18 protein-coding genes are annotated in these 25,916 nt (G+C 40.8%); 7 read left to right on the top strand and 11 right to left on the bottom strand.

The genetic code is table 11. From position 1 onward, the window contains the following. Positions 1-12 precede the first annotated feature (12 nt). The 5 genes from KZC02_RS20310 to KZC02_RS20290 form a co-directional block, all read right to left on the bottom strand. Entirely contained in the window at positions 13-765 is a 753-nt protein-coding gene (locus KZC02_RS20310) for a LytTR family DNA-binding domain-containing protein (RefSeq protein ID WP_221390369.1), read from the bottom strand. Positions 766-944: 179 nt separating this feature from the next. Then, positions 945-2,009, bottom strand: coding sequence for a sensor histidine kinase (locus KZC02_RS20305; protein WP_221390368.1), 1,065 nt, complete (start codon positions 2,007-2,009; stop codon positions 945-947). A gap of 13 nt (positions 2,010-2,022) precedes the next feature. Next, positions 2,023-3,207 carry an ATP-binding protein gene (locus KZC02_RS20300; RefSeq protein WP_310590331.1) on the bottom strand — a complete coding sequence of 395 codons (1,185 nt, stop codon included), beginning with the start codon at positions 3,205-3,207 and terminating at the stop codon, positions 2,023-2,025. A 65-nt stretch (positions 3,208-3,272) separates the two neighbouring features. Further along, entirely contained in the window at positions 3,273-3,929 is a 657-nt protein-coding gene (locus KZC02_RS20295) for a hypothetical protein (protein ID WP_221390367.1), read from the bottom strand. A gap of 80 nt (positions 3,930-4,009) precedes the next feature. Next, positions 4,010-6,172, bottom strand: coding sequence for a TonB-dependent receptor (locus KZC02_RS20290; RefSeq protein WP_221390366.1), 2,163 nt, complete (start codon positions 6,170-6,172; stop codon positions 4,010-4,012). Positions 6,173-6,592: 420 nt separating this feature from the next. Between KZC02_RS20290 and KZC02_RS20285 the strand changes: the two genes are divergently transcribed. From KZC02_RS20285 to KZC02_RS20275, 3 genes are all read left to right on the top strand, one after another. Continuing rightward, positions 6,593-6,805 (top strand): hypothetical protein, encoded by a 213-nt coding sequence (locus KZC02_RS20285; RefSeq protein WP_221390365.1) that lies wholly within the window; start codon positions 6,593-6,595, stop codon positions 6,803-6,805. Between the two features lie 392 nt (positions 6,806-7,197). Then, positions 7,198-8,427: a multidrug effflux MFS transporter gene (locus tag KZC02_RS20280; protein WP_221390364.1), complete on the top strand. Its 1,230-nt coding sequence runs from the start codon at positions 7,198-7,200 to the stop codon at positions 8,425-8,427. Between the two features lie 182 nt (positions 8,428-8,609). Further along, positions 8,610-9,674, top strand: a complete 1,065-nt coding sequence (locus KZC02_RS20275; RefSeq protein WP_221390363.1) for an amidohydrolase — start codon at positions 8,610-8,612, stop codon at positions 9,672-9,674. A gap of 104 nt (positions 9,675-9,778) precedes the next feature. Here KZC02_RS20275 and KZC02_RS20270 read toward each other — a convergent pair whose 3' ends face one another. Next, complete coding sequence (locus KZC02_RS20270) at positions 9,779-11,314, bottom strand: IS1182 family transposase (RefSeq protein WP_221389638.1); 1,536 nt, start codon at positions 11,312-11,314, stop codon at positions 9,779-9,781. A gap of 196 nt (positions 11,315-11,510) precedes the next feature. On the opposite strand from KZC02_RS20270, the gene KZC02_RS20265 reads away from it, so the two are divergent. Together KZC02_RS20265 and KZC02_RS20260 are read left to right on the top strand one after the other, a co-directional pair. Beyond that, positions 11,511-12,962 carry an IS1182 family transposase gene (locus KZC02_RS20265; RefSeq protein ID WP_221390362.1) on the top strand — a complete coding sequence of 484 codons (1,452 nt, stop codon included), beginning with the start codon at positions 11,511-11,513 and terminating at the stop codon, positions 12,960-12,962. A gap of 254 nt (positions 12,963-13,216) precedes the next feature. Next, on the top strand, positions 13,217-13,930 hold the full coding sequence (locus KZC02_RS20260) for a YqjF family protein (RefSeq protein WP_221390361.1): 714 nt from the start codon (positions 13,217-13,219) through the stop codon (positions 13,928-13,930). Between the two features lie 39 nt (positions 13,931-13,969). Here KZC02_RS20260 and KZC02_RS20255 read toward each other — a convergent pair whose 3' ends face one another. The 4 genes from KZC02_RS20255 to KZC02_RS20240 form a co-directional block, all read right to left on the bottom strand. Continuing rightward, entirely contained in the window at positions 13,970-18,223 is a 4,254-nt protein-coding gene (locus tag KZC02_RS20255) for a T9SS type A sorting domain-containing protein (protein WP_221390360.1), read from the bottom strand. 41 nt (positions 18,224-18,264) lie between these two features. Then, entirely contained in the window at positions 18,265-19,839 is a 1,575-nt protein-coding gene (locus KZC02_RS20250; RefSeq protein ID WP_221390359.1) for a T9SS type A sorting domain-containing protein, read from the bottom strand. 12 nt (positions 19,840-19,851) lie between these two features. Then, positions 19,852-22,524: a hypothetical protein gene (locus KZC02_RS20245; protein WP_221390358.1), complete on the bottom strand. Its 2,673-nt coding sequence runs from the start codon at positions 22,522-22,524 to the stop codon at positions 19,852-19,854. Positions 22,525-22,620: 96 nt separating this feature from the next. Beyond that, positions 22,621-23,268 carry a phosphoribosyltransferase gene (locus KZC02_RS20240; RefSeq protein WP_221390357.1) on the bottom strand — a complete coding sequence of 216 codons (648 nt, stop codon included), beginning with the start codon at positions 23,266-23,268 and terminating at the stop codon, positions 22,621-22,623. A gap of 233 nt (positions 23,269-23,501) precedes the next feature. On the opposite strand from KZC02_RS20240, the gene KZC02_RS20235 reads away from it, so the two are divergent. Then, positions 23,502-24,704, top strand: a complete 1,203-nt coding sequence (locus KZC02_RS20235; protein WP_221390356.1) for a L,D-transpeptidase family protein — start codon at positions 23,502-23,504, stop codon at positions 24,702-24,704. Here KZC02_RS20235 and KZC02_RS20230 read toward each other — a convergent pair. Continuing rightward, positions 24,656-25,441 (bottom strand): murein L,D-transpeptidase catalytic domain family protein, encoded by a 786-nt coding sequence (locus KZC02_RS20230; protein ID WP_221390355.1) that lies wholly within the window; start codon positions 25,439-25,441, stop codon positions 24,656-24,658. The two genes, KZC02_RS20235 and KZC02_RS20230, sit on opposite strands and share 49 nt — an antisense overlap. Positions 25,442-25,650: 209 nt before the next feature. Between KZC02_RS20230 and KZC02_RS20225 the strand changes: the two genes are divergently transcribed. Continuing rightward, a complete protein-coding gene (locus KZC02_RS20225; protein WP_221390354.1) occupies positions 25,651-25,908 on the top strand; it encodes a hypothetical protein in 258 nt (85 codons plus the stop codon). The last annotated feature ends 8 nt before the right edge of the window (positions 25,909-25,916 follow it).

Raw genomic sequence — 25,916 nt, 5'->3', positions numbered from 1 at the left:
AAATGTCAATAACTATTGCCCGAGCCAGCTTTTGAACAGACCCATTTTTTCCCGGCTGATAAGGATATCATTGTCATTACAATTTTCCAGGTGAATTTTCAGGCGGCTGTTTGAATATGTAAAAACCTCTTTAATAGCATTGATCCCACTAACGTATTTCCTGTTCAACCGAAAAAAATATTGTGGATCTACCATTTCCTCCACTTCATCGAGTGTATAATCAATGATGTATTTTTTCCCTTGTCTTGTTTGTAAAAGAGTTACTTTGTCTTCACTGTAAAAGAAGGCAATATCCTGTATAACAACAGTTTGAATCCGTTCTCCAAGTTTTACTAAAAAACGGCTTTTAAAGGTTTTCTGAGTGGGATGAAGCAGGTTTTTTATTTGATCAAGTGTAATAGCAGGCGCTTTTCTACCAGATTGAAATTTGTTTAAAGCATTTTTGAGTTCTTCCGGATCAACAGGTTTCAGCAAGTAATCAATGCTGTTTAATTTAAATGCTTTAATGGCATACTGATCAAAAGCGGTGCAGAATATAATTGGTGAATTGATTGTTAGTTTTTCAAATATTTCAAAACTAATGCCATCAGCAAGCTGAATATCCAAAAAAATCAGATCGGGTTCAGGATTGCTTTTAAGCCAGTCTACGGAAGCAGTTATCGTATCGAGATTACCGTGGATTACTGAATCCGGTAATTGCTCTTTCAACAGTTTTATCAGGCGTTTCGCAGCCAGGTTTTCGTCTTCAATGATCAGGATCTGCATGGTGTCGGGAAGCCGTGATGGGACTTTAATAAATATTTTATGATTGATTTGCTTCTAACTGGTTGCTTCTAAGGAGCATTGCTGTGATTGATTTACTATCTTTTTGGTACGGAGCAGCTAGCTGTTTGCAGAAAAACGATTATACTCAAATTTCCCGCTGCTACATAAGATTCTCCTCACTACGACAATTTCAACAGTGGCAGTTTAACTACGAAATAACCATTCACATCTTCGGCAGACATATTTTCGCTGCTCAATAATTCATATCGCTTTCTGATATTTGGCAATCCAATTCCTGCTGAATCTTCTGGCAGGCTGCTTCTAACCTGCAGATTATTTTTTATAATCAAAAAATTTCCATCTAACATGATGTCAATGTAAAGTGGATTTGCCATGGAAGCAATGTTATGCTTGATCGCATTTTCCAATAACAATTGTAAAGAAAGTGGAGGTAAAAAACCTGTTTTATTTTTATCAACCTGAATTTTGTACTGTAATCCTTCTTCAAAACGTATTTTTTGTAACGATAAATAGTTTTCCGCAAATTCAAGTTCTTTTTGCAGCTCAACCAGCTCTTCCTGCTGCACATCTAGCACATAACGATAGATTTTAGATAGCTGCCCAATAAATCTGGAAGCCATATCCGGATTGTCATATACCAGATTATTCAGCACATTTAGTGAATTAAAAAGAAAATGCGGATTCAGCTGATCTTTCAGTGACTGATATTGCTGGGCGTATCTCTCTGTTTTGAGTTGCTCCGTTTCAATAGCTGCTTTACGCCATTCGATTAAAAATGAACGGCTGATAAAAGTAGCACTAATTACAAAAGCCAGAATCATAGGCATTTTCGTGTCTGATACGAGCTCCTTCCATGGGAGATTGTTTAAAGTATAGCTCCGGTTTCTCAGCAATACAAAAAGTACAATGATGACATAGGTTGAACAAAATGCATAGGTCATGTAAGAAAGTGTTTCCAGGATCATCCTTTTCGCAGGATAATGGATCCATGGAATTTGCTTGTCAAAATATCTTTCGAATCTGGAACTCCCATAACTTAATGTCATGGAAATGATAAAGGAAATGAAAAAGCTCTCCCAGATTTGTTTCAAACCGTCCAGGCTTGAATAACAAACAGGGCAAAAAGAAAAGGTAATGCCAAATGCTATTAAAAAATTGATCAGAAAAAAACCGGGGGAGAAATTCCAGAATTTCTGCTTTGTTCCGGAGATTGAACCAGTCATAGGATTTCTATTTCTAAAAAAGTTGTACAGGATTTATTTCTAAAAATTCTTCCCAGGGCAAACCGTTACTCCCAATCAGTAGTACTTTATCCGGATTAAAATCCTTTTTAAATGCTTCCATTCCAGCTGTATTATTTCCGGAACCACTTTTGACTTCAAGACCAATCAGCTTCCCTCCTTTTTCCAGAACAAAATCAACCTCTTTGTCGCCATTACGCCAATAATGTAAACCGTATCCCTCAATCAATGAAAAATTCATCAAATGTGCTCCTACTGCCGATTCCACGATTCGTCCCCAGTCTGAAAGACGTTGCGTAATTTCGTCAAATGTTTCGTTGCGTTGTGCACTGATCAAGGCAGTATTATGAACCTGAAATTTAGGGCTGGAAGATCTTTTCCGAATAGTATCACCGGCATATTTTTCTAGTCCGCCTAACAACCCTGCTGTGTCCAGTAAGGTAAGATAATGTGATAGTGTTGTTGTATTTCCTGCATCTTTTAACTGGCCCTGCAATTTTATAAAAGCCACAATCTGGCCGGAATACAAGCAACCAATTTCGAACAGACGTTTCATTAAAGCCGGTTTGTCTACCCGGGTCAGCATTAAAATATCCTTAGATACACTTGTTTCAATTAATGCATTAGACACATAGTTTTTCCATCTTTTTTCATCCTCTATCAGCGAGGCAGAACCCGGATAACCACCAAACCATGCATATTGTTTGGCAGTCCAGCCAAAGGCGTCCTTCATTTCTGTGTAATTCCAGTGTCCCAGATAAGTAGTTTCAAACCTGCCACCCAGCGATTCTGTAAGTCCTTGCTGAATTAACAACCGCGATGAACCCAAAAGAATCACTTTCATATTTCTGCCTGCACGTGTGTCTGCATCCCATAATTGTTTAACAATTTCACTCCAATTACCAATCTTTTGAATTTCGTCAATGATCAATATGAACTCATTAGTATTCTGGCGATCCATTTGAAACCGGGCGTTTTCCCAAACCTGTTCCAACCACACAGAACCTGAGACTGGTACAAGATCTGCTGCCTCAAAAAGAGTAGGAATAGTGATCTTTTTGATCAATTGTAATATGAGTGTTGTTTTACCTACTTGTCGCGGGCCAATTAAAACCTGAATAAAACGTCTTGGCTCTTTACTTCTATTTATAATCTCCTGTAACTCAGATCTTTCGTACATGATTTATAGTTTACTTAATGTATTGAGTAAATTTACTCAATACATTGAGTAAATCAAATTAATACTCACAACCTACACTTTTTCAACAAGTTATCCACCATACTTTTACCCCAGGTTGGTAAAATCCCTGCTTTCAATGCCTGTTCATCCTGTCCTGCATATATCGCCTGACTTTGTTTTGCCAATTTACATGCTTTTTCGCTTCCTGAACCAAAGAATTGCGCCATACCATATTCCATTTGTGCCATTAATGCGAGTGCCCTTGGATTTTTGTTATCAATAGACAACGCTTTTCCATAAGTAGCCATTACCTGTCCTGATAAATTCTGACCGCGGTTTGACGGATCTGCATTTACTTTTGCCATTAAAATAAAACCCTGTAACGTTACAATCTCTGCGTTATCCGGAGAAATAGCGTCCGCTTTTTTTATCAGCTCTTCTGCTTTTGCCAAAGCTTCGTCTTTCACATTTAGCTCCGACGTTTTATTCAATCCCTGAAAAATATAAGCCAGTGAACCATAATAAAGTGGCTGCCATTCCTTTGGGTTCATGGCGGCAATACGTGCAAATGTATTCGCCGATTCCTGTAATAATGGAAGTGAATCAGTTTCAATTACTTTGGCGATCTCCTTTTTTATAGCTTTCTGATATTGAGAATCCTGAGCATTTGTAAGGGAAATGGCAAACAAGGAAACGACGATAATTAATAATAGCTTTTTCATTTTGGATGGATTTTATTGGTTGGAAATGATTTTTGGAAGGTTCAGAGAAGTCAAGTTTCTAAAACCTGACTTCTCTTTTATTATAAATTGTTCAGCTGATTCGCATTTTTGTCTTTGGAAAGTGTAATAAACAAACCAATGAACGCAAATCTTTTCGCTCCTTGTCCCACTGGCAAGCTTGCAAATGTTCCCGTTTCATCCGGCTGACTTGCATATTTATATCCGAATACATTTGAGGTTCCCAGAATATTAGAACAAGCTGCATGCAGAATGATATTCGGCCTGGGCAGATAACTCCAGCTTACACTCAGATCGCTGTACATTTTGGTTTTCCCCTGCATTTCTCCTGGCAGATTGGGATTATTGAACGGATAACCGCTATTCCAGGACCAGGAACTTCCGAGCTGGGATTTCAGCGTACTCACGAAGCGTTTGACTACGACCGAGCCATTGTGTTTTGGCGCAAAAGAAGGCTGTACCTTGGTTTCATAAGTGGCAAATTTTCTTTTGCTGTCAACAAAGCTGTAAGTGACCCAAAAATCAGTTCCTTTCAATGTCGTTTTATCCCGGTAGAAAAAATCAGCACCTCTTGCATAACCTGAACCTGACAGAGTAAGATCATGGAGCGCAATTCCTTGTGGATTACCAATCTCACCTTTGTATGTTAACAGATTATGATAAATCTTGTAAAATGATTCTGCACGGAAGGTGCGGTTATAATTGGCAAGAAAATAGTTAAGAATATAATGGGTCGCCTCTGTGTTTTTCAAATCGTTTTGTAACACCCGCAGCTTTTCGTCCGGCAATTGCCTGAATCTCCCGGCAGCAATAGAAAACTGTCCCCGATTCAGCTTATAAGCAACCGAAACACGCGGTGTCAGCCAATACAGGTTTGCTGCTGTACTGTATCCACTTCGTAATCCTGCAACAGCAATCAGCCTGTTACTGAAATAGTAAGTAGCTTCGATAAAGTGATTAAACTGGTTATCAGTTATATCTCGTTTTTTATTATCAATAATTAAAGCCTCAGAATAAGATTTCACATACCATTCCAATCCGTTTTTTAACGAAAACTGAGGACTAAAATCTTTGGTTGCCACAAATTTGGAATGAACAAGTTGGGTAACCTGGCGAACCGGCGTCGTATCAAGGCTAATTGCATCACGGTTATGTGAAAACGCAATCCCACCTGAGAAAAACCAGTCGTTCTTACCAACCTGGCGAAACGACAGATTTCCATATGAATACCTGTTGCTGAGCTCTACCCTTTGGCCTCTTCCGTCCTGTCCGGCTACCTTTTGCCAGATCGTCATTCCGCCACCTTCCGTGTGTACGTACGCTTTGATAAAACCTGCTTTTCCCCATTTTTGCCTTAATGATACCTCTGTATCCCAACCTGACGGACTTTTTTCCCAGTCAAATTTTTGTTTTACCAATCCCTGATAAGGTGCCAGATTGAAATAATTGGCCGAAGCGGTAAGTGCATTATTTTTTCCAGCAAGTGTTTGTGTGTAACCTCCGCCTACAGACATTATGCTCAAATCGCCCTGACTTCTCAAAGGCAGATCAATCGTATTAAGCGATAATGCGGATGATAACGCCTGGCCAAATTCCGCCGAATATCCGCCGGTACTGAAAAATGAACCTTTAAAAAGATTAGGACTGAAACGTGTGCGTGTAGGTACATTGGAAACAGTGCTGCCGAAAGCATTTCCAACCTGCAAACCATCAATAAAAATGGCTGTTTCAGAAGCATCGCCACCTCTGACAAACAATCTTCCGTCGTTTCCTACGGTTGAAGTTCCGGGTAAAGTGAGAAATGCCGCGGTAATATCACCCATGGCTCCCGAAGTTGTTACAATATCCAGGGGTTTCAATACCACTGCTTTACTTTTATCACTGGCTTCCATTGCTCCGGCTGTAATTGTAACGGCAGTCAGCAAGTTGATGCTTTCGGATAAAGAAGTATTCATTACAACCGGTTGCCCCGAACAATCAATTTCATTTTCAACAACCTTGAAACCAATAGATTGAATAGTTAAGACCTGTTTTCCTTTTTCATTGGTGCTAAACAGAAAATTACCTTCCGCATCCGATGAAGTTCCGTCGTAAGTTCCTTTTATATACACATTGGCTCCGGGAACTGAAACTCCTTTACGATCAGTGACTTTGCCCGTAATCTGTGTTTGAGCACCTGCTGCCATTGCAAATAATAAAATAAGTGCTGTCAGTAAATTTTTCATGCTGCCCTTTGATTTTGTATATATCAAATTTGAACAGAAACCAGATTTTGTAAAATTGATGTTTACCGAAGTGCAGTATTTACAGGATGAAGTGCAGCGTACGAAAGACCAGGAAAATGACCTGTGGCTTTTCTGCTTCAATCTTTGTAAAATCCCCAAATGAGATTCCCGGTTTCAGAGTTATTTATAAGAGAATTATCCTATTTATTATATTATTCTAATACTATTTATAAATTTTTATAACAAATTTATAAATACCTTGTAATCAATTAATTAATTACATATATTCATCAACCGATAGACTAAATGATTGCCCTGAAAATGTTATAAGCTCACTCCTGTTCATGTCTGGCATGTTTATTTATTTAATCCTGTCAAAACATAATTCTTCAACCGGACTGAACCTTAATTAACATTACAATGGTATCAACATTAAGTAACAACACAGCAATTACATTAAAGCCTGGCGCAGTTTTAACAGTTACTGGCGCACACGACGAATCCGACGCGAAAAAAGAAGTGGCTAATTTTTTACAATTGAGTAAGCGAGATGATTTGGGTTACTTTCTGATTTCAAAGGACTATTTCTTATTGTATCTTAAGTCAGGAAGTTCGTTACATGGTGTTGCATAAAGTACTAAATCCGAGATACAAAACAAGCATGGTACAATCAGTTACATTTAAGCTATTGGGTCAAAAACTCATTAATATAATTATCCACAGAGAAGATGTTGTGAAAATATCTCCAATCAAAAAAGGCCGTGGATGTATTATTTATCTAAAAAATAAGGTTCCTTATACTGTTAGCGAGAGCGAGCGTGAGGTTTATAAAAAACTGAAATTAGCTTAGTAATAAGTTCTGAATCTGTTTTAGAATAACATATAACGGAGATGCCGGATTTAAATCCTGCATCTCTTTTTTTGTTAAATACCGCTATTTGGTGTTAATCTGTATTTTATACGAACCGGCTTCCGGCAATTGCTGTTATTCGCATTCAGTTACTATCATACAATATTCACTCCTGATGTCTAAAAAGACTTATTTCTTCCTGATTTTAATTTTAGGCAGTTTGACTGCACTTGGCCCTTTTTCAATTGATATGTATTTGCCCGGGTTTCCGGCTATTGCCAAAGATCTTCACACAACAGCCGCCAAAGTTTCACTTTCCTTATCAGGATTTTTTATTGGAATTTCATTGGGGCAACTTTTGTACGGCCCGTTGCTGGACCGTTTTGGAAGGAAAAAACCGTTATTCATTGGCCTTGTTGTGTATATTATTGCTTCCGCAGGCTGCGCATATGCAACAACGATTGAAGCTCTTATTTTTCTGAGAATAATTCAGGCTATCGGGAGCTGCGCATCAGCGGTTGCATCCGTGGCTATGGTTCGTGATCTGTTTCCGGTGAAAGACAATGCCAAAGTTTTTTCTTTATTACTTCTTGTTGTAGGTGTTTCACCCATGATCGCCCCAACCGTTGGCGGATACGTAACGGCAGCTTTCGGATGGCAGGCCGTTTTTCTGATCCTTACCGGAATGGGAGCAGCAATTTTGCTTGCAACAGCTTTATGGTTACCAGACAGCTATGTACCGGATAAGACGTTATCCCTAAAACCAAAACCTATTCTGCTTAATTTTTGGTCAGTTCTCCGCGAACCGCAGTTTTATACATATGCTCTTACCGGCGCAATTGCTTTCGCTGGTTTATTTGCATACGTATCCGGCTCGCCGCTGGTTTTTATGGAAGTATTTCATACCGATGAAAAAGTTTACGGCTGGATATTCGCATTCCTTTCGGTAGGTTTTATTGGTTCCAGTCAACTGAACACGTTATTTCTTCGTCAATATAAAAGTGAGCAGATCATAAATATTGCGCTGATATGCCAGGTCATTGTAGGTTTGGCATTCCTTTCGGTTGCATTAAACGGAATGCTGACTTTATACATCACAATCGCATTTTTGTTTCTATTCCTTTGCAGTATCGGCTTTACTTATCCCAACGCGGCAGCTCTTTCACTGGCCCCTTTCAGCAAAAATGCAGGAAGTGCATCAGCCATGATGGGCGCTATTCAAATGGGAATGGGAACAATTATATCCGTTGCGATCAGTATGTTTGAAGTCCCTTCCGCCATTCCGATGGTAGCAGCAATGGCCACATCGGCTACTCTTGCTTTGTCAGTTCTGGTCGTTGGCAGACGAAGAATTACGGAACAGGTAGAAGTGCAGGAAGGTGCGACAGCTGGCGGATTGCATTAGATGGAAGGTTTTGATGTTTTTTGTGATCCAAAATAATATTTGTTTTAATACAGATAAGAATTAGAAAAATTTAACAGAAACGGATAAAATCGTCGTTCCATCGGAACGTTTCGTACATTGCCTAATCTTGTAAACTTGCCAGTTAAATCCATATTATCTTGTAATAAAATTGATCTGATATTATGTCAAGAACTCACCAGGCACTCCCGTTCTTTCTAAGTCTCCTTGTTTTCATTAGTTGTAATAACCATTCTCCCGCTGATCTAATTATTCACAATGCTTTGGTTTACAGTACCGATTCTTCATTCCGTACTTATGAAGCATTTGCGGTAAAAGACGGGAAATTTCTGGCAATAGGTACTTCTGCTGATATTTTGGGTAAATATGAATCAGATTCAGTTGTTGATGCCAAGGGCAAATCAGTTTATCCAGGTTTTATTGATCCTCATAGCCACTTTCTGGGTTTGGGCCAGTTGTTTGATGAAGCAGACCTGACCGGAACAGAATCATTTCAGGAAATCATTGAACGCCTGAAAACATTCAGGCAAAAAAACCCGGATAAATCCTGGCTGATCGGTCGTGGCTGGGACCAGAATGATTGGGAAAATAAAACATTTCCTTCCAAAGAATTACTGGATAAAAATTTTCCGGATTTACCTGTTCTACTTACACGAATAGATGGCCATGCAGCTGTTGCCAATTCCAAAGCATTACAACTTGCAAATGTTACCAGCAATAGTAAAGCAGAAGGTGGTTTGGTGGAAATTAAAAATGGAACGCCGACGGGAATTTTGGTCGATAATGCAATGGGTCTGGTATATCGTGTGATTCCTGAAGCAACCGAACAGGAAAAACAGAAACAAATCAAAAATGCGGAAACTGCTTGTTTATCTGTCGGATTAACAACTATATCTGATGCCGGGTTGGATCGTGCAGATATTGAACTGATTGATAAAATGCATAAAAACGGTTCCTTAAAAATCCGTGATTATGCCATGATCAGCGTTAGTCCGGCCAATCTCGATTATTATTTACCAAAAGGGCCGTTTTCTACTGACCGGCTTACTGTTCATAGTTTTAAGATCTATGCTGATGGTGCGCTGGGTTCAAGAGGTGCGTGTTTGCTGAAACCTTATGCAGATGCAAAAACTTCCGGTTTCCTTCTGACCAATCCAAAAGATCTGGAAAATTATATCTCAAGAATAGCAAAAAGTAGTTTTCAAGAGGGCGTCTCAAATTCAAATTGAGGTGCCCTCATTCGTTTCGATTTTCTTGTATTAGGATTTGGTGGTTTGGTAGCATTGTTAAAGCTAACAAGGCTATATAACAGAATATGACGAAAATAGGACCTTTATGCAGCCCTTTTTCTAATATTCTGTGCTATTGCAAGCAATCCCCACTCAATTTCGACCTTGTGCTTACCACGAAGCATAAACCGGCGGAATCCGTGGTTATTTTTAATATTACCAAAGACAGGTTCTACATCAAAACATCGCTTCTTTCGTTTTTCAATACCTTCTTCACTTTTCAAAAGTTCGTCTGCTTTCTTTTTCTGTCGTTCCAAATTCACATTGACCTGAATAATCCTTTCACTTTTCGACTTGTGACAGACACCGTTTAGTGGACATCCCTGACAATTGATAGCCTTGTAGAGTTTGGCTGTCTGCTCAAAACCCGTGACTGTTTTGCGTTTGCTGTTACCAATGTAGCGCATCTTCTGGCCCATTGGACAGATATAATGATCTGCCGCAGCGTTGTAAAAAAGCTTATCAGCACTGAATGGGTGCTTTTTATTGTAGGCGCGATTTTGACGCTTATCAAAGAGGCTATACTTTACATAAGCAGTTACATTTTTCCCTTCCAGCAAAGTATAATTTTCTTCCGAGCCGTAGCCAGCATCGGCAGTCAAACATTTGGGTGATGCACCAAAACTGTTTTCATGTTGTTGAAGATGCTCTGCAAGTGTGTTGGTATCAGTCGTATTAGAATGGATCGTGTAATTGACAATAAACTGGTTCGAAGTTGATATTTGCACATTGTAGGCCGGTTTAAGCTGACCATTTTTCATGTGATCTTCTTTCAGACGCATAAATGTGGCGTCAATATCAGTCTTACTGTAACTATTCCGCTCGCCTAAAATAGCCTCCTGCTTTTCGTAACGTTCGATATTGACCGGATAATGTTTGGTAACATACCCCAGTTTGGCCTTCATCTTCTTGTCTACATTGTCTTTTCCAGCCAGCACCTGATTGAGTTTATCAACAGTCTGCTGGACTTTTTCTTTATTGATCGTAGTCAGGTCTGGTGGATCTGGTAGGTTATCTTCACTGGCAGCAACACTCTGAGCATATTCCCAGATATGGGCCAGCTGCTTTTTCATCTTTTCCTTATTGGTCGTAATCGCCTTCTTCCACACAAAAGTATATTTATTGGCATTAGCCTCGATTTTCGTGCCATCTGTGTACACTTCTTCAATACTCAAAAATCCTTCCAGAGCAAGCAGCTCCACCACCTGCTCAAAAACAGCACGCAGTGCATTTTTCAAACGTACGCCCCGGAACCGGTTAATTGTGTTATGATCAGGATAGCTCATCGAGCTCAGGTACATAAAGTAGATGCTCTCCTTGCAAGCTGCTTCTAACTTCCTACTCGAATAAATGTTGCTCACGTAGCCGTAAACCAAGACTTTCAATAGCATCTGGGGATGATAACTGGATGAGCCTGTTGTATGATAAGCAGCATTCAACGGCTCTAAACTGATCCTGTTTACGATATCATTAACCACACGACAAGCATGATCTTTGGGTATCAACTCATCTAAACTTGGGGGTAAGAGCATCAACTGATGTTGATGATAAGGTTTGAAAGTAGGCTGTCGGCGTCCCATTTTTCCTGATTTGCTTATACCTAAAGATAATCAATTTCAGAAAAATAAACAACTCAATAAACATGAAAAAAGACTGCCTTTTTGAGACGAGGGTACTGAAAAAGTCCTCTTGTATCTGAGTCAGAGAAAGGAGTAGGAAATTAAGTTTTTCTGCTCCTTTTTTGGTATCTTAAGGTGGATTTAGAAAGGGATTCAGATGTTAATTCACCAACAAAAAATTCAATTTACTGCGTTCGCCGGATTGTATGACCTGATCATTCCCAAGGACAATCTTCTTCGCAGGATTAATGAATTGATCGACTTTAGCTTCATTTATGATGAGCTTGCAGGTAAATATTGTTCTGATAACGGACGTGCAGCACAGAGCCCCGTACGGATGTTCAAATTCCTGTTGCTGAAGACAATCTACACCATTTCAGACGTAGATGTAGTCGAACGTTCCCGCTACGATATGTCCTTCAAGTATTTCCTTGGCATGGCCCCCGAGGATGAAGTCATCAATCCGAGCTCTTTGACAAAGTTTAGAAAATTGCGTTTGAAAGATGCCGACTTATTGAAGCTGTTGATAGGCAAAACAGTCTCCATAGCGATTGAAAAGGGTATTGTTTGCTCTCGATCCATTATCGTAGATGCTACCCATTCGCTTTCCAGATCTAATCCACATTCAGCCCTTAAGGTGCTTAGGGAGCATTCAAAGCTTTTACGCAAAGCCGTTTATGCTGTGGATGCTGACATTAAAGAGCGTATGCCTAAAAAGAATGATTCGGGCGAGCTCGAAAAGGAGCTTGCCTATTGTAATGAGCTTGCGAAGTGTATAGAATCGGATCAGACGTTGATCTATATCCCTGCGATCAAGGAAAAACTAAACCTGTTAAAGGAAACAATGGAGGATACTTTGGAGAACTATACGCTCTCCAAAGACAGCGATGCCAGGACGGGCCATAAATCGTCTGACAGCAAGTTCTTTGGCTACAAGACCCATATTGCCATGACAGAAGAACGTATTATTACCGCCGCAGTGGTCACCTCGGGAGAAAAGGGAGATGGTCCACAACTTCCTGAACTTTTGCAGATCAGCCAGGACAACGGCATTGAAGTAGACACGATCATCGGCGATTCAGCCTATTCGGGAAAGGATAATCTTCAACTAACCAGTGAGCAGGATATCAAGGTGGTTGCCAAGCTGAACCCTTCTATTACCCAAGGATCCAGAAAGAATGAAGACCGCTTCGATTACAACAAAGATGCGGACATGTTCGTATGCCCGGCCGGGCATCTGGCCATTCGAAAGGCACGTCAGGGAAGGAAGAATGTGGGGACAAATCAGACCTATACCTACTATTTCGATGTCGAGAAGTGTAAAATCTGTCCCTTAAGTGAGAACTGTTATAAGCGGGGGGCCAAAACGAAATCCTATTCAGTGAGCATAAAATCGGACTCGCACCTCCAACAGACAGCCTTTCAGGAAACTGACTATTACAAGCAGAAAATAAAACATCGGTATAAGATCGAAGCAAAAAACAGTGAATTAAAGAATGTCCATGGCTATGGCCGCGCAACATCTTATGGAATTGAAAATATGCAGATGCAGGGAGCATTAGCCATCTTCGCAGTAAATCTGAAAAGAATTATCAAACTTACCAACTAGGCTCGCAAAACTAAAGACAAACACTGATAAACCTAAATTCGAACATTTTGGGACGGTAGTCCATTTGCAGATCACATTTAAACAACAAAAGCGGTCAAGTAAATAAAATTTACCTGACCGCTCTGGGTAGTCCTATAATTGAGAAGCTTTTTCAGTGCCCTCTTTTGAGACAGCCTCTTTTTTATATATTGCACATTGAGAAAGCACTCTTTCATCTCACAACTCAAAGCCATAAGCTAACCACTTCACACCCCATGACCAACTTCCTAACCGCCCAATGGGAAAACCTGATCATGGCCAACTATGCTGTTCCCCCCGAAGTACTAGCACCATACCTTCCAAAAGGCGTTGAACTGGATTTTTATCAGGGGAAAACTTATGTAAGCCTGGTGGGTTTTCTTTTCAGGGATACCAGGATCTTTGGTGTTCCTATTCCCATTCTCGGCACTTTTGAAGAAGTCAATTTGCGCTTTTATGTAACACGCAAAGTTGGGAATGAGATAAAACGTGGCGTTGTGTTTATTAATGAAACCGTTCCGAGCAAACTGGTGGCGTGGGTCGCTAATTATTTATACAAAGAGCATTATGTTTCTATTCCAACGAGCCATACTTACAATATCAATCCGGAAACGAAGCAGATCAGATTTGAGTGGAATATCAACAGGGAATGGAACGCTATTTCAGTTGAGGCTGGGGCGGAAGGCAAACCCATGGAGGCTGGCAGTATTGAAGAGTTTATATTCGAGCACTATTACGGTTATACCAGAATAGACGATACAGCAACAGAAGAATACAATATTCACCATGACCGCTGGCTTGTAAATGATGTGACAAATTATGAGATCAACTGCAATTTTGCTGCGATGTATGGCAAGGACTTTGATTTTCTGAAAGGAACGGAGCCAGATTCGGTCATGCTTGCAGAGGGTTCTTTGATAAGTGTGAAGTGGAAACGAAATCGTATATAGTATTCCTTATCTCGTTTCCACCAATATTTCGGAATTTGCTTATTGTTTGATGATTTTAAATGCTGTTTTCATTTTTGCCTCTTCAACCTGTAAAATATAGATTCCGGAAGGGATATTCCTGATATCAATTTGTTCTTCTTTTTCTCTTATCGGCCGGTTTTGAATGCTGATTCCCTGCAAATTGTACAATGTATAATGTCTTGGTGAAACGCTTTCAAATCTGAGCAGAATATAATCTTGTGTTGGATTTGGCGCTACGCTCATTTTTGACTGTATTTTCGCAGGCTCAGCCGTGATCACTTCCACTCTTACGGATGATGGATTTCCTATAATCCCGGCTCCGCATTCGTTAATCACATTAAATAATGTATAGACCTGGTTTGGAGAAACCTGGTTCAATGTAATTGTATCAGAAGAATTATAGGTACTTCGCGTTTGAAAGTTCTGGTCTGTGCCAAACTGATAACGCCAGTAGGCTCCACCTTCAAGCAAAACAACGATCTTCGGATTGGTAACCCCGTCGTACAATACCGATTCCGAGGCGAAGCGGGCTATTGCTTTTTTTGCCGGGGTCATCGGATAGGCAAATGCGCCGCTTGCTGTTCCGGGATCTGAGGCTGCGACGCGTAATCTGTATTTTTTGCCGGGAATAAGGTTTGCCGGAATAGCTATTCTTAAAGGTGAGATTTTTCCAACGGTAGGTATTGTCGTGAAATTTTTGCCTGTTGAATCCGAGATTTGAACACTCATGATATTGCTTGCCGTAAAAGTGCCTTGCTGTGCGTAATAAACCGCAATTGAATCTCCCAGACAAAATCCCAAACTTCCTAAGGCCGACCAGCTTGTAACGTTAACGGATCGCTCACTTGCCGGATTTACTTCCACCAATGCACTGCCCGATACTTTTCCTGCCCCACAGCTGTTTGATACAGAAGTAAGCGTGTAAGTCGTCGTTTCAGATGGGCTTACTTCAATAAACGAATCGGATTCGCTTCCATAAAAAAAACCCTTTTTTCCATCGGATAATTGATAACTAATCCGTTCGGCAATAATATTATTATTGTGAATGATCAATTGAGTGCTTTCTCCGCTGTTAATGGTAGTATTTCCGCTCAGCATAACGTTCGCCGGTACGGTAAGCCTTATGCCCATAATGGATTCAAGCCCGGATTTCCTGACCGTACTGCGTATCTGATATTCAGTACCGGATAAAACGGATGGAATTTTTAACGTAATTCTGCCCTGTCTGATCTGGGTTGAATCCAGATAAATACCCTTCCGGCTTTGCACATCAAATAATTCAAACCGGATATAATCACTGGTCAAATCGGCGTCACCGGAAAGGCTGTAAGACACCGTGAAGTTTCCGCCAGGACATGCTGCATAATCATCGGAATCAGTATTTAGCCCGGACTGAACCTGAACAGCCACAGCACCTGATACTATTCCATAACCACAGGTATTATAAACTGCTTTTATTGAAAAATCCTGGCCGGTTGTTGGGCGGACGGTTCGGATATCGGGCGTTATCGACGTAGTCTGACTGGTATTGTTTTCATAAATGGCCGTCCATGGAAAAGAGCCGGTAAAGTCTAATTTAAAGTCAACGGCCTGACCAGCGGCAACCAGAACAGGTTCGGGCAGGTTAACGGAAAGTCTGGCAGAAGGAATTACTTTAATTTCAAATCTGACAATATTAGAAACTCCCCCGTCCGAAGAAATAATCCGCATCTGATAATATCCTTCTGTTAAATTCGCGGGCATTATAGTTTTGAACATTCTTGTCGTTTCTCCGCTCGTTATGTTTGTGAAGGCCAGATCGCCTTCCCGTGCTATCTGAAGAGAAAATGTAGCATTTCCGGCATCGCCATTGGAAATACCAAAAGGAATACTGACCGGACTGCCACTGCAAAAAATATTGGTATAAGGTTCAAAATCCGTTATTTTAATCTGGTATGGCAGCGTTTTGATATATGTTGAAATATTAGCCTGACTCGTGCCGCAGTTATTGGTTATCGACTTGAGTGTATAAGTGGTAGTCTGGCCGGCAGCCGGGGAAATTTTAATACTCAGGTTATCCGGATTTTCAAAATCCGCTTTTTTATCTGAGGTTCCATCCGAATACGTAAGTGAGGTAACCCCTCCTCCCGTTGCGCTAAAATTTATGGTCTGCTCATCAGATTTCAGCATCAAAGCGGGTTGAAGCTCCGTCCCAACGGGATTGACATTAAAATTGGTGAGATGAGAATCTATTCTTAGCTGATAAGTTTCACTGATAAACAACGGATTGGTGGATGTAACACGCACAGTTGCCGGATAAGTAAAATTGTTCTGGCTGGCAGGGATTTTTATCTTGTAAGAACCACCCTGACGAACCGTTTTTACGGTCGTGAAATTGCAGCAATCAGAATAAGCTTCAATATTAAAAACATTATCATCCTGAAAAATTCCGGGAGCTACAATGGTAACATTAATGCTGTCCTGATAACACGTACTTGCTTGTAAAGGCTCCAGATAAAGTCCCGGCAGGTTTGTATTAGTCAAAGTTACACGTGTGGAAGGCAGGTTTTCTGTTTTGAAACAAGCATTACTAACCGATTTTACTTTGAAATCCTTCGTTTTGTCAAGATAAAATTCCGGTGCCCACCAGTTGTTCTGAATGGTAAATATTTTGCCTTGCTCATCTTCAATCCTGAAAGGCCATTTGCCATACAAATTATAGGTAATGCTGACAATACCCGGCGCATCATAGCTAAACTTGTTGTTTTCGTACAAAGTCATCACCGGCTTACTCTGAATGGTGTAAATGTAGGAGGGTTTAGATTCAAAGCCGGGATTGTCAGTGGTAACATAAAGGTTGTTCAGGTTATCATACATACGGGAAGGATCCGTATTTTCCGGTAATTCAGGGATAATAAATTCCAGATAATCTCCATTTCTGTTAGCCGGGAATGTGTACTCGTATATACTGCTTAGGAAAGCATGAACCGTATAAGATGTTGCCGGCCCAAAATTCCCGTTTGTCTTGATACGTATTTTCGAAGTGCTGCCAACGCACAGGATCTGTGGATTTGATTCCGGTATAACAGCAATTCCCGGATTGACTGTAACCACCATACTCTGAGGAGAAGTTACATCAGTTATTCCACAACCAGAGGAAAATGTTTTAATGGTGTAGGAAGTCGTTTTCTCGGGCATTTTATACACATACACTTCACCTGAGTAATCAGCCGTTATCGTTGATCCGTCGCCCAGATCAGCAGAAAAAGGAGGAATGCCTTTAAAAATAACCCCGACTGTGGCCTCTTCATTAACATTGACTGTGATATCAGGCGTATAAAAATCAACGGCTGGTTTAGGATACACGGTTACAATCGCTTCGCCCGCAGCACCCGTTATTTCCGGATTTTTAGCCAGTATGATTACTTTAAATTGTGTTTTAGCTTTGAGGTTCAGAGTCTGTGGAAACCGGGCAACCAGGACGCCATCTTTTAATTCTGCCGGAACTTCTGTTGTAAATAAACTGTCGCGTGTGGTAACAATTATGGAGCTGAACCTTACACTGTATTTGGTTTCTGGCGTAAAAGGTGCACCCGCTGTGGAGAATGCTATTTTCAATTCCCCATCTTCGCACACATTAAGGGGGCTCACGAAGGTTGTCCTTACCGAAGTGGAATTGATAACCGGGCTGATTTGTCCGATTTTCTGCATAGGCCCGCATGCATTGACCGCGGTTTTAATAAAAAGCGGTTCTTCACTGCTGACCGGAACCTGATGGTAGGTTGTAAATGGATTTTGAGAATAAGAAGTTATTTCAAACTCTGCCCCGTTGCTTAAACTAAGATCTACCTCTATAGAACTCAAAGTGGTGAATTTAACAGGCATTTCTTCCCCGGCATTGACCCTGTTTGAAACAGCCGCTTCCAACCGGATAATACCTTTACTGTGGACTTTGAAATTAGTCCATGCACTTTCAATCCTGGGAGAGGAAGATAAAATACGAAATTGCAGCATACCGTAAACAGACAGGCTTGAATCGCGGTACGTAACCTCCATATCCCCGTTTTTTAATACAGCAGGCAATTCGGCCAAAACGGCCTGGGAGGTTTCCTGGCGAAGCTGCACTACGAATTTATTTTCTGCTTTGAATTCACCAGTTATTGTAACCGGAATTTTATGTGTTATGCCCAGGCATGCCAGTTCGGGATAGCCAACAACAATGACAGGGTTTTGGGCTTGGGCAATGAATGGTATCGATAAAAGAATAAAAACAAGCAGGTAAATTTTTTTCATGAGGGTTATTTTATCAGATCAATAAAACCGGAGGAATGATACTACCTTTTTATAATTCTGTAAGAAGACTTCCTGCCATTATACTCTATTTCAATGATGTAAATTCCTGCTGACAGATTTCTTATATCTACGGAATCTTCTTTTGCTTTGGTGGATTTAGAAATAAGCGGAATGCCAAACATATTGACCATCCGGATGTTCCTTGGTAATGCATGATCAAATTTTAACATTAAATAATCCTGAGCCGGATTGGGTGCAATAACGACTCCTGACTCTATTAATGCCGGCTCACCGGTAATAACTTCCACTTTTACGATAAACGGATTTTCGATAATCCCGGGTCCGCATTGGTTGGAAACACTGAATAATTTGAAAAACTGGCTTGGTGCTGCCTTGGACAGTGTAATGGTATCAGAAGAATTGTAAGTACTTCTTGATTGTATGTTTAAATCTGTACCAAATTCATATTGCCAGTAATCTCCTCCTTCGAGTAAAACTATTATTTTAGGATTGGTTATTCCGTCATACAATACCGATTCAGACGGGAAACGGGCTTTTGCTTTCGGACTTGCGGTGATCGGATATTCGTAAGCACCGCTTCCTGTTCCGGCATCTGAGGCTGCTACGCGTATCCGGTATTTTTTGCCAATAAACAGGTCGGTTGGAATTACGGCTTTCAAAGGTGATATGTTTCCGACTGTAACAACAGGCCTGAAATTTTTACCTGTCGAATCCGAGATCTGAGCGGTCATGATATTGGCTGCCGTAAAATTGCCTTTCTGTGAGTAGGTTATTAAAATTGTATCTCCCAAACACAACCCAAAATTGTCTACCGACGATAAGCCGGTTACTGTAATAGTTCTTTCGCTGGCTGGATTTACCTCCACAGTTGCGTTGCCGGAAGTTTTTCCTTCACCACAGACATTAGATACAGAAGCAAGCGTGTAAGTGGTTGTTGTGGCAGGATTTACCTTAATAAAATACTCACTGTTACCCGACCCTCCGTAAAAAGTACCCGCAACGCCGTTAGAAAGTTTATAATTTATGGCTTCATTTACTGAACTGTTGCTTTGAATAAGCAACTGCGCATTTTCCCCGCTGTTTATTGTCGTATTCCCGCTGATCGTAACACTTGGTTTCGTGTTAAAATCCATTTTCAGAACGGTCGCCAGATTAATACTTCTGATGATTGCCCTTATCTGATAATCATTATTTTTTAGGCCGGTTGGGATTTTAAGTAAAATGCTGCCTGACTGGTTTCGTGTTGAATCAAGAACAGTAATTTTCTGGTTTTGTGTATTAACCAATTCAAAACGGAGATAATCAGTACCGATGACTGCATCTCCCAAAACCTGGTACCGGACCGTCAGATCGGCACCATCGCATACTTGCTGAACATCCGAAAAAAAGCTGATCTGCGGTGTAACCTTTACCAGTACTTTTCCTGAAACTGTACCATAACCACAGCTATTATAAACCGTTTTTATTGAATATTCCTGCCCTCTGTCCATATAAACCGATCTCGTTTCCGGATTATTCGAGGTTGTCAGCCTGGTACTGTTTTCGTAAACGACCGTCCAGGGTGCGGAGCCTGTAAAATTTATTTTTAAAGGCAAGGACTGTCCCCACTATAGCGTAATTGGCTGCGGTTGGTCTGAGGTAATGGTAGCGCCGGGAATTGCTCCTATTTGTATATTTATAATGTTTGAAAAGGCACCATCAGAAGATATAACCCGGAGCTGGTAATTGCCCGGTTCAAGTGTGGCAGGAACCGTAGTGATAAACTGATGGGATGACTGATCCCTGACCAGCGTAATAAACTCAGTGCTTTTCTCTTTTGCTACTTGTAAAGAAAAGGTCGGATCTATTTCTTTTCTGCCAATGGTAACAAAAGGAATGACCAGGCTGCCTTCGGGACAAAAATTGGATGTCCTGGCATTTTCTGCTGCGTTTATAATAATCCGGTAAGGTATCGTTCGTATATAGGTGGTGAGGTTAACCGGTACAGTTCCGCATTCATTTGTTGCTGATTTAATTGTGTAGGCGGTTGTAGTCCCAACTGGTGGTAAAACCTTTACGCTGTTCTCATAGGATTTTAAATTCTTTGTTTTGTCCGAAATACCGTCAGAGTATATAAATGAAGAAATTATGCCGGCGCCATCAGAAGAAATTGACAGATCAACCTCTGTATCCTGCCAGGTTTCTATGGGCAACAGGGCAGTCCCGACCGGTTTTATTTTAAAGTTAGCAGGTAAAGACTCGATCTTTACCTGAAAGCTTTCGCTAAAAACCTCCGGGCTGGTTGAGGATATCCTGAAAGTAACATAAGCGGAATGAAACTGGCTGGCCGGAATTTTTACTTTGTATTTCCCTTCCGTATTTACCGTTGCCAGGGTCAGAAATGTACAGCAGTCAATGTATCCTTCAATTTTAAAAACGTTTTCATTCGTAAAACTGCCTGTTTTTGCAAATGTAATTTCGAGGCTGTCCTGACGGCAAATCGTTGGTTTCAGCGGCTCCATATATAATCCCGGAGGCGTGTCTGAAACATCCAGCGTCAGGCGGACTGTTGGCAAGGTTTCGTTTTTAAAGCATGAATTGCTGATTGATCTTAATTTAAAATCCTTTGTTCTGTTAACATAAATGGAAGGATACCATATTTCGTAACCCTCCGTATCGTAGATAATTTTATCCGCATCTTCAATTTTATATGGCCCTTTTCCATTCAGAGCATAGCCGAACGAAGCCTGGGACGGTGTATTATAGTTCAGTTTACTGTGTTCAAGCAGTGTCATTCCCGGCATGCTTTGTACCACATATTTATCTGAATTATTTGATTTTAACGCAGGATTTAGTGTGGTGATGTTCCATGCAATTATTCCGTCATAACTAAGTAAAGGGTCAGTATTGGCAGGAAGAGAAGGGATTGTAAATTCCAGGGAATCGCCGGATCGTTTGGCAGGGAAGGAGTAAGCAGTTTCATTGGCAAAAATTGCATTGACAGTAAAAGTGGCGGCGTTCAGGTCAACATTGGCAGCCATTTTTACTTTTACCACAGATCCCGCACAAAATATTTCCGGTCCGCCATCGGTTTCCAGGAAAATCCCCGGATTCACCGTAACTACCATTTTCTGTGTCGCAGGCGGAGTGATTTGCCCGCAGCCAGATGTGAATGATTTGATGGTATAGGTAGTTGTTTTATCAGGCCTTACATCGGCCATGTAGTCTCTGCTGTAACTTGTTGAGATGGTTGTTCCGTCCTGCAATTCGGCTGAAAAGGGCGATAAACCTGTAAAACTTACACCAATTGTAGCTTTTTCACCAACATTAATCGATTTACCTGGCGTGTTAAAGAGTGCTGTTGCCTTGGGGTAAACATAAAAGTCATAATCTGTGTAAGCACCGGAAACGGCCGGATTATCAGCTAATATCTTAATTTTATATACACTTCGGCTGGTGATTTTTAAAGTTTGGGGAAACCTCGCTACCAATGCATTTCCTTTTAATTCAGCAGGCGCTTCGGCTATTTTGAAGCTGCCCAGATCACTGTCGTACACGGTAAATCTCAGTCTGTATTTGGTTTGTGCCGGTAAAGCCGTACCTAAAACTGAAAATCCAACCCTGATTTCCCCGTCTTCACAGGTGGAGGAGGGATATACAGATGTGGTACGCAGGGAAACCGGGTTAATAACTGCTATTGCTTGTCCGCTGGTTTTCATGGCCCCGCAAATATTATTAGCCTGAACAATGTAAAAAGGATCTGATTTATCGGCGCCTATCTGGTGATAAGTCTCAAAAGTACCTTCGGCATAGGATGATATGCTGAATTCAGAGCCGTTATTCAGCAATACCTGAACACTGCTTGAACTGAATGTGGTGAATTTAATTGTAAGGTCGTCGCCGGCATTTATTGTATCGGAATCAGCCAGAGTAAGCTGTATAAATCCTTTGGAATTGATTGTGAAAATAACCCACGCACTTTCAACCTTGGGCGAAGAAGATACAATTCTTAACTGCACATTCTGATATAGTGATAAGGTCGAATCCTTATGAACAACTTCCAGTTTGCCATCTTTAAGCATACCAGGAATTGTGTAGGCGATCGGAGAAGTTTCATTCTGCCTTACCTGTACGGTAAATTGATTGTCTTTAGCAAATTCGCCGTTAACCGACATCTGGATCTTATGAACTGCCCCCAGACAGGCGGTTTCCGGATAAACATTAGTAATGGATGGGATTTGAGCTATAGCGCGTAATGATAAAAGAAGCAGAAATATAAAAACGCAGTAATTTTGTTTCATAGAGGATTTAGATTTACCTCAAAATTAGCTGAAATAAAATCCAATCTATGATCTTAATATCGAATAAATTCTAAATAACGGTAGGTGTATTGGCCATTAGCTTTTTATATATTCGTCTGACAGTAAGAGCAATACTTCCTCATCACTCAGTTCGTGAAAATCCCTGTAAACCTGACCGACTGCATAAAAATCTTCTGGCTTTTCTGCAATGATTACTTCATGAGCCAGAGATGTTATTTCTGTTACATAGGTTAAACCTGATACCGGTGCAGCGACGATCACTTTCGCGGCATTCCTGTTTTTACAAAGCATTAACACTGGTACAATGGTAGAACCTGTTGCAATGCCATCGTCCACAATAATGACACAACGGTTCAGCATGGATGGCAATTGCTGGCCATTCCGGAACCTTTGGATCCGGCTTTTGATTTCCTTAAACTGTTCATCAATGATCCTTTGCAATGTATGTTCGCTTAGCTTTCTGCCTGCCGAATTAATAAACAATGATCCGTCCTCGGATACAGCTCCAACAGCAAATTCCTGCTGGTCGGGGTGAGGCAGTTTTTTGCTGATTACTACGGAAAGTTCGGCGTCTAATATTTTAGAAATATCATAGGCAACTTCAACCCCGCCGCGGGGAATTCCCAATACCAAAGCATTTTTTCCTTTGTATTTTTTTTCTAAAAGTTTTCCAAGTTCAAAGCCGGCATCTCTGCGGTCTATAAAAGGTTTGCTCTTGTGCATGATTTCTTAAAGTTTTGTTGAATGAAGTTAATGATATTTTTAGAGGAATTATCATACAATCGTTCTAAACTCTGTTCAATTATTTCTACACTTATAACGATCCTGTCATTGTTTTATTCGTCATAAATTATAATAATGTATTATTTCATAGCACTTTAATTCTTTTTAGCGTTTTGCAAAGTGGTTAGCACAACAATTTTATATATACCGGCACAGACCAAAAACTCTCTAAAATGCAAATGCTATCAGGCCTTGGCCGATCAAGATATATTCCCCTGTTAATTTTGTTTTCGCTTGCCATTATCCAGTCCTGTAAAAAGGATCCGAAGCAGATGAGCCGTGAGGAATTGACAGCAACTCTGAGTCAGGAAAAAAATTATTCGAAGATTCTTGAGTACGCCTTAGCAGCAGGAATCAATACCGACAAATTCGCTGTCCAAAAGGATAACGCGCCCGTATTTGCTCTACTGGAAGAAGCCGCGTATGGCCATAAACCATCATTAAGATATACGGAAAAGAAGATTCAGGCAGATACTGCCGTGCTGCGCTCGGCTGCGGAAGAACTTGTAAAAGGACAATCCATAGAGAAAGTGCTCGAATTGCTTGAACCGGCTTATCCGGTTTACCGAAATCTCAAAATACACTACGCACGTTTGTTGAAGGAAAACAAAAAAGACAGTGCCGCCGTTGTGGCCGAATCACTGAACGCGTACCGTTGGATACACAGGCAGTCAAAGGATGCCCCGCGACTGGTGATGGTCAATATCAGGGGCGCTTATCTTACCGGGATGGATTCCTCCGGAAACAATGCCATTACCATGCGGACTGTTGTGGGAAAACGCGATACACCTACGCCTACGATTGATACCTACGCCACAAGTATCGTTACGCATCCATACTGGAATGTTCCCAAGAGCATTGCCATCAAAGAGATTCTGCCAAAAGCCAAGGCGAGTAAAGACTATATGGCTAATAACCGGATTGAACTAATCAATTCAAAAGGGGAAGCCGTCGATCCGGAAGAAATTGATTGGGATGAACTATCAGCAGAAAACTTTCCATACCGTTTTCGTCAGGAAACAGGGGAGGATAATTCGCTCGGATTGCTGAAAGTGGAGATCAAAAATCCGCTTGCTATTTATTTACACGACACTAACGCACGCTACCTTTTTAGTACAAACAACCGTTGGAGAAGCCATGGCTGTGTGCGTGTGCAACATCCCACAGAGCTTGCCAATTTTATGGCAGGTACCGAATTATTGAAAAGTGATTTTCTGACTGAGCCTGATACCGTTTCTGTTCCTCCTAAATGGCATAAACTGAAAAGAAGGATTCCGGTATTCCTGCTTTATCTGGGAGCCGATTGCAATGAAAAAGGTGATTTACTTTATTTTGAAGATGTATACAAAGCCGGATCAGGTGTACCCAAAGTATGATTTTCCTCCAAAGGCGTTAAACCAGATAATAATTGCGAGGACTTAAAATATTTCTGGTCCATGGAATAGATGAAAAGGCCGGCACCATCATATAACATATTGATCAGTTTTTTGCTGTCCATAATTGATACCGCAGGACAACCCTGGCTTCTGCCAAGTCTTCCGGTATTTTTTATGAACGATTCGCTCACATAATCAGCACCATGCATCACGATCGCCCTTTCAAAAGCGCGGTCGTTAATCCCTTTTTCCACGCCTTCCAGTTTGAGCGAAAGTCCGTGTTTCCCCTGGTAAGTGCCTAATGTTTTGTAAAAACCAAGACTGGATTCAAAGGAAGAATTGTTATTGGAAAATTTCCTGGCAAACTCCTCGCCCGAATTTCTTCCATGTGCGACGTAAGTATTCATCAGGACTTTTTTCTTCAGAAGGTCAATCACATATAATCTCTTGTTACGTGACGATTGGCTGAAATCTGCAATAGCCAGAATTGGATTATGCAGTTTCATTTTCTGGAAACCAAACCAGGCATAACGGAAAGCTTTTTCGGATAATCCCTTTTCTTCCAGGTGAAGAGAATCATAAAGAACCGCCCACTCGGGACGAACAATGGAATCGGATTTTGTTAAAGAATCTGACTGAACGGATATAGAATGGGGAAGTGTGTTAATTTGCTGAAAGCCGAAAGAGGCACTGATAATCGCTATTACGGCCACTAATACAACCTGAACTTTTGTCATTACGAATCGTTTAATTGAGACTTTTTACGGTTCACTAATTTATGAAGTAGGAGGTGGAAGAAATTAATCTTCCGAAGGTACATTGACTAACAGCATGTTAACCAAAAATGGTTCCGGGAGTGGGTTTTGAGTCTTCCAGATATGTTTGTTAACTTGTTGATTACTAGCTTATAATGAATTATAATTTTGGCTGAAAAGTTTTGCAACGAATGTCCGAATTTCTTGGATATTGTTCGTGCACATTAGTGTATTCGTGGCAAGACTTTTTCAGCTATATTGTACACCACGTGGCTGACATGCTGTTTGTTCAGTATTTCCGGATGAAGAAAGCAATTACCGAATATCACTTACTTTCACCCGGTCCGGAAAATTTGGTTCAACCAAAAACAAGCCTTGACCTCGTCCATCTGGCATGTGAAGCATCATCTGGCGTATATTGGGTTGGCTTTGGGGTGAATTTGTTGTAGCTTTTGGC

The organism is Dyadobacter sp. NIV53 (genome assembly GCF_019711195.1).
Lineage (GTDB): Bacteria > Bacteroidota > Bacteroidia > Cytophagales > Spirosomataceae > Dyadobacter.
This window is presented reverse-complemented; position numbering and strand designations above follow the sequence as displayed.

Bases quoted from the DNA above. Each gene is read 5' to 3' on its own strand.
- KZC02_RS20310 (WP_221390369.1), bottom strand. From the start codon at position 765: ATGCAGATCCTGATCATTGAAGACGAAAACCTGGCTGCGAAACGCCTG.
- KZC02_RS20305 (WP_221390368.1), bottom strand. From the start codon at position 2,009: ATGACTGGTTCAATCTCCGGAACAAAGCAGAAATTCTGGAATTTCTCC.
- KZC02_RS20300 (WP_310590331.1), bottom strand. From the start codon at position 3,207: ATGTACGAAAGATCTGAGTTACAGGAGATTATAAATAGAAGTAAAGAG.
- KZC02_RS20295 (WP_221390367.1), bottom strand. From the start codon at position 3,929: ATGAAAAAGCTATTATTAATTATCGTCGTTTCCTTGTTTGCCATTTCC.
- KZC02_RS20290 (WP_221390366.1), bottom strand. From the start codon at position 6,172: ATGAAAAATTTACTGACAGCACTTATTTTATTATTTGCAATGGCAGCA.
- KZC02_RS20285 (WP_221390365.1), top strand. From the start codon at position 6,593: ATGGTATCAACATTAAGTAACAACACAGCAATTACATTAAAGCCTGGC.
- KZC02_RS20280 (WP_221390364.1), top strand. From the start codon at position 7,198: ATGTCTAAAAAGACTTATTTCTTCCTGATTTTAATTTTAGGCAGTTTG.
- KZC02_RS20275 (WP_221390363.1), top strand. From the start codon at position 8,610: ATGTCAAGAACTCACCAGGCACTCCCGTTCTTTCTAAGTCTCCTTGTT.
- KZC02_RS20270 (WP_221389638.1), bottom strand. From the start codon at position 11,314: ATGGGACGCCGACAGCCTACTTTCAAACCTTATCATCAACATCAGTTG.
- KZC02_RS20265 (WP_221390362.1), top strand. From the start codon at position 11,511: ATGTTAATTCACCAACAAAAAATTCAATTTACTGCGTTCGCCGGATTG.
- KZC02_RS20260 (WP_221390361.1), top strand. From the start codon at position 13,217: ATGACCAACTTCCTAACCGCCCAATGGGAAAACCTGATCATGGCCAAC.
- KZC02_RS20255 (WP_221390360.1), bottom strand. From the start codon at position 18,223: ATGAAAAAAATTTACCTGCTTGTTTTTATTCTTTTATCGATACCATTC.
- KZC02_RS20245 (WP_221390358.1), bottom strand. From the start codon at position 22,524: ATGAAACAAAATTACTGCGTTTTTATATTTCTGCTTCTTTTATCATTA.
- KZC02_RS20240 (WP_221390357.1), bottom strand. From the start codon at position 23,268: ATGCACAAGAGCAAACCTTTTATAGACCGCAGAGATGCCGGCTTTGAA.
- KZC02_RS20235 (WP_221390356.1), top strand. From the start codon at position 23,502: ATGCAAATGCTATCAGGCCTTGGCCGATCAAGATATATTCCCCTGTTA.
- KZC02_RS20230 (WP_221390355.1), bottom strand. From the start codon at position 25,441: ATGACAAAAGTTCAGGTTGTATTAGTGGCCGTAATAGCGATTATCAGT.
- KZC02_RS20225 (WP_221390354.1), top strand. From the start codon at position 25,651: ATGTCCGAATTTCTTGGATATTGTTCGTGCACATTAGTGTATTCGTGG.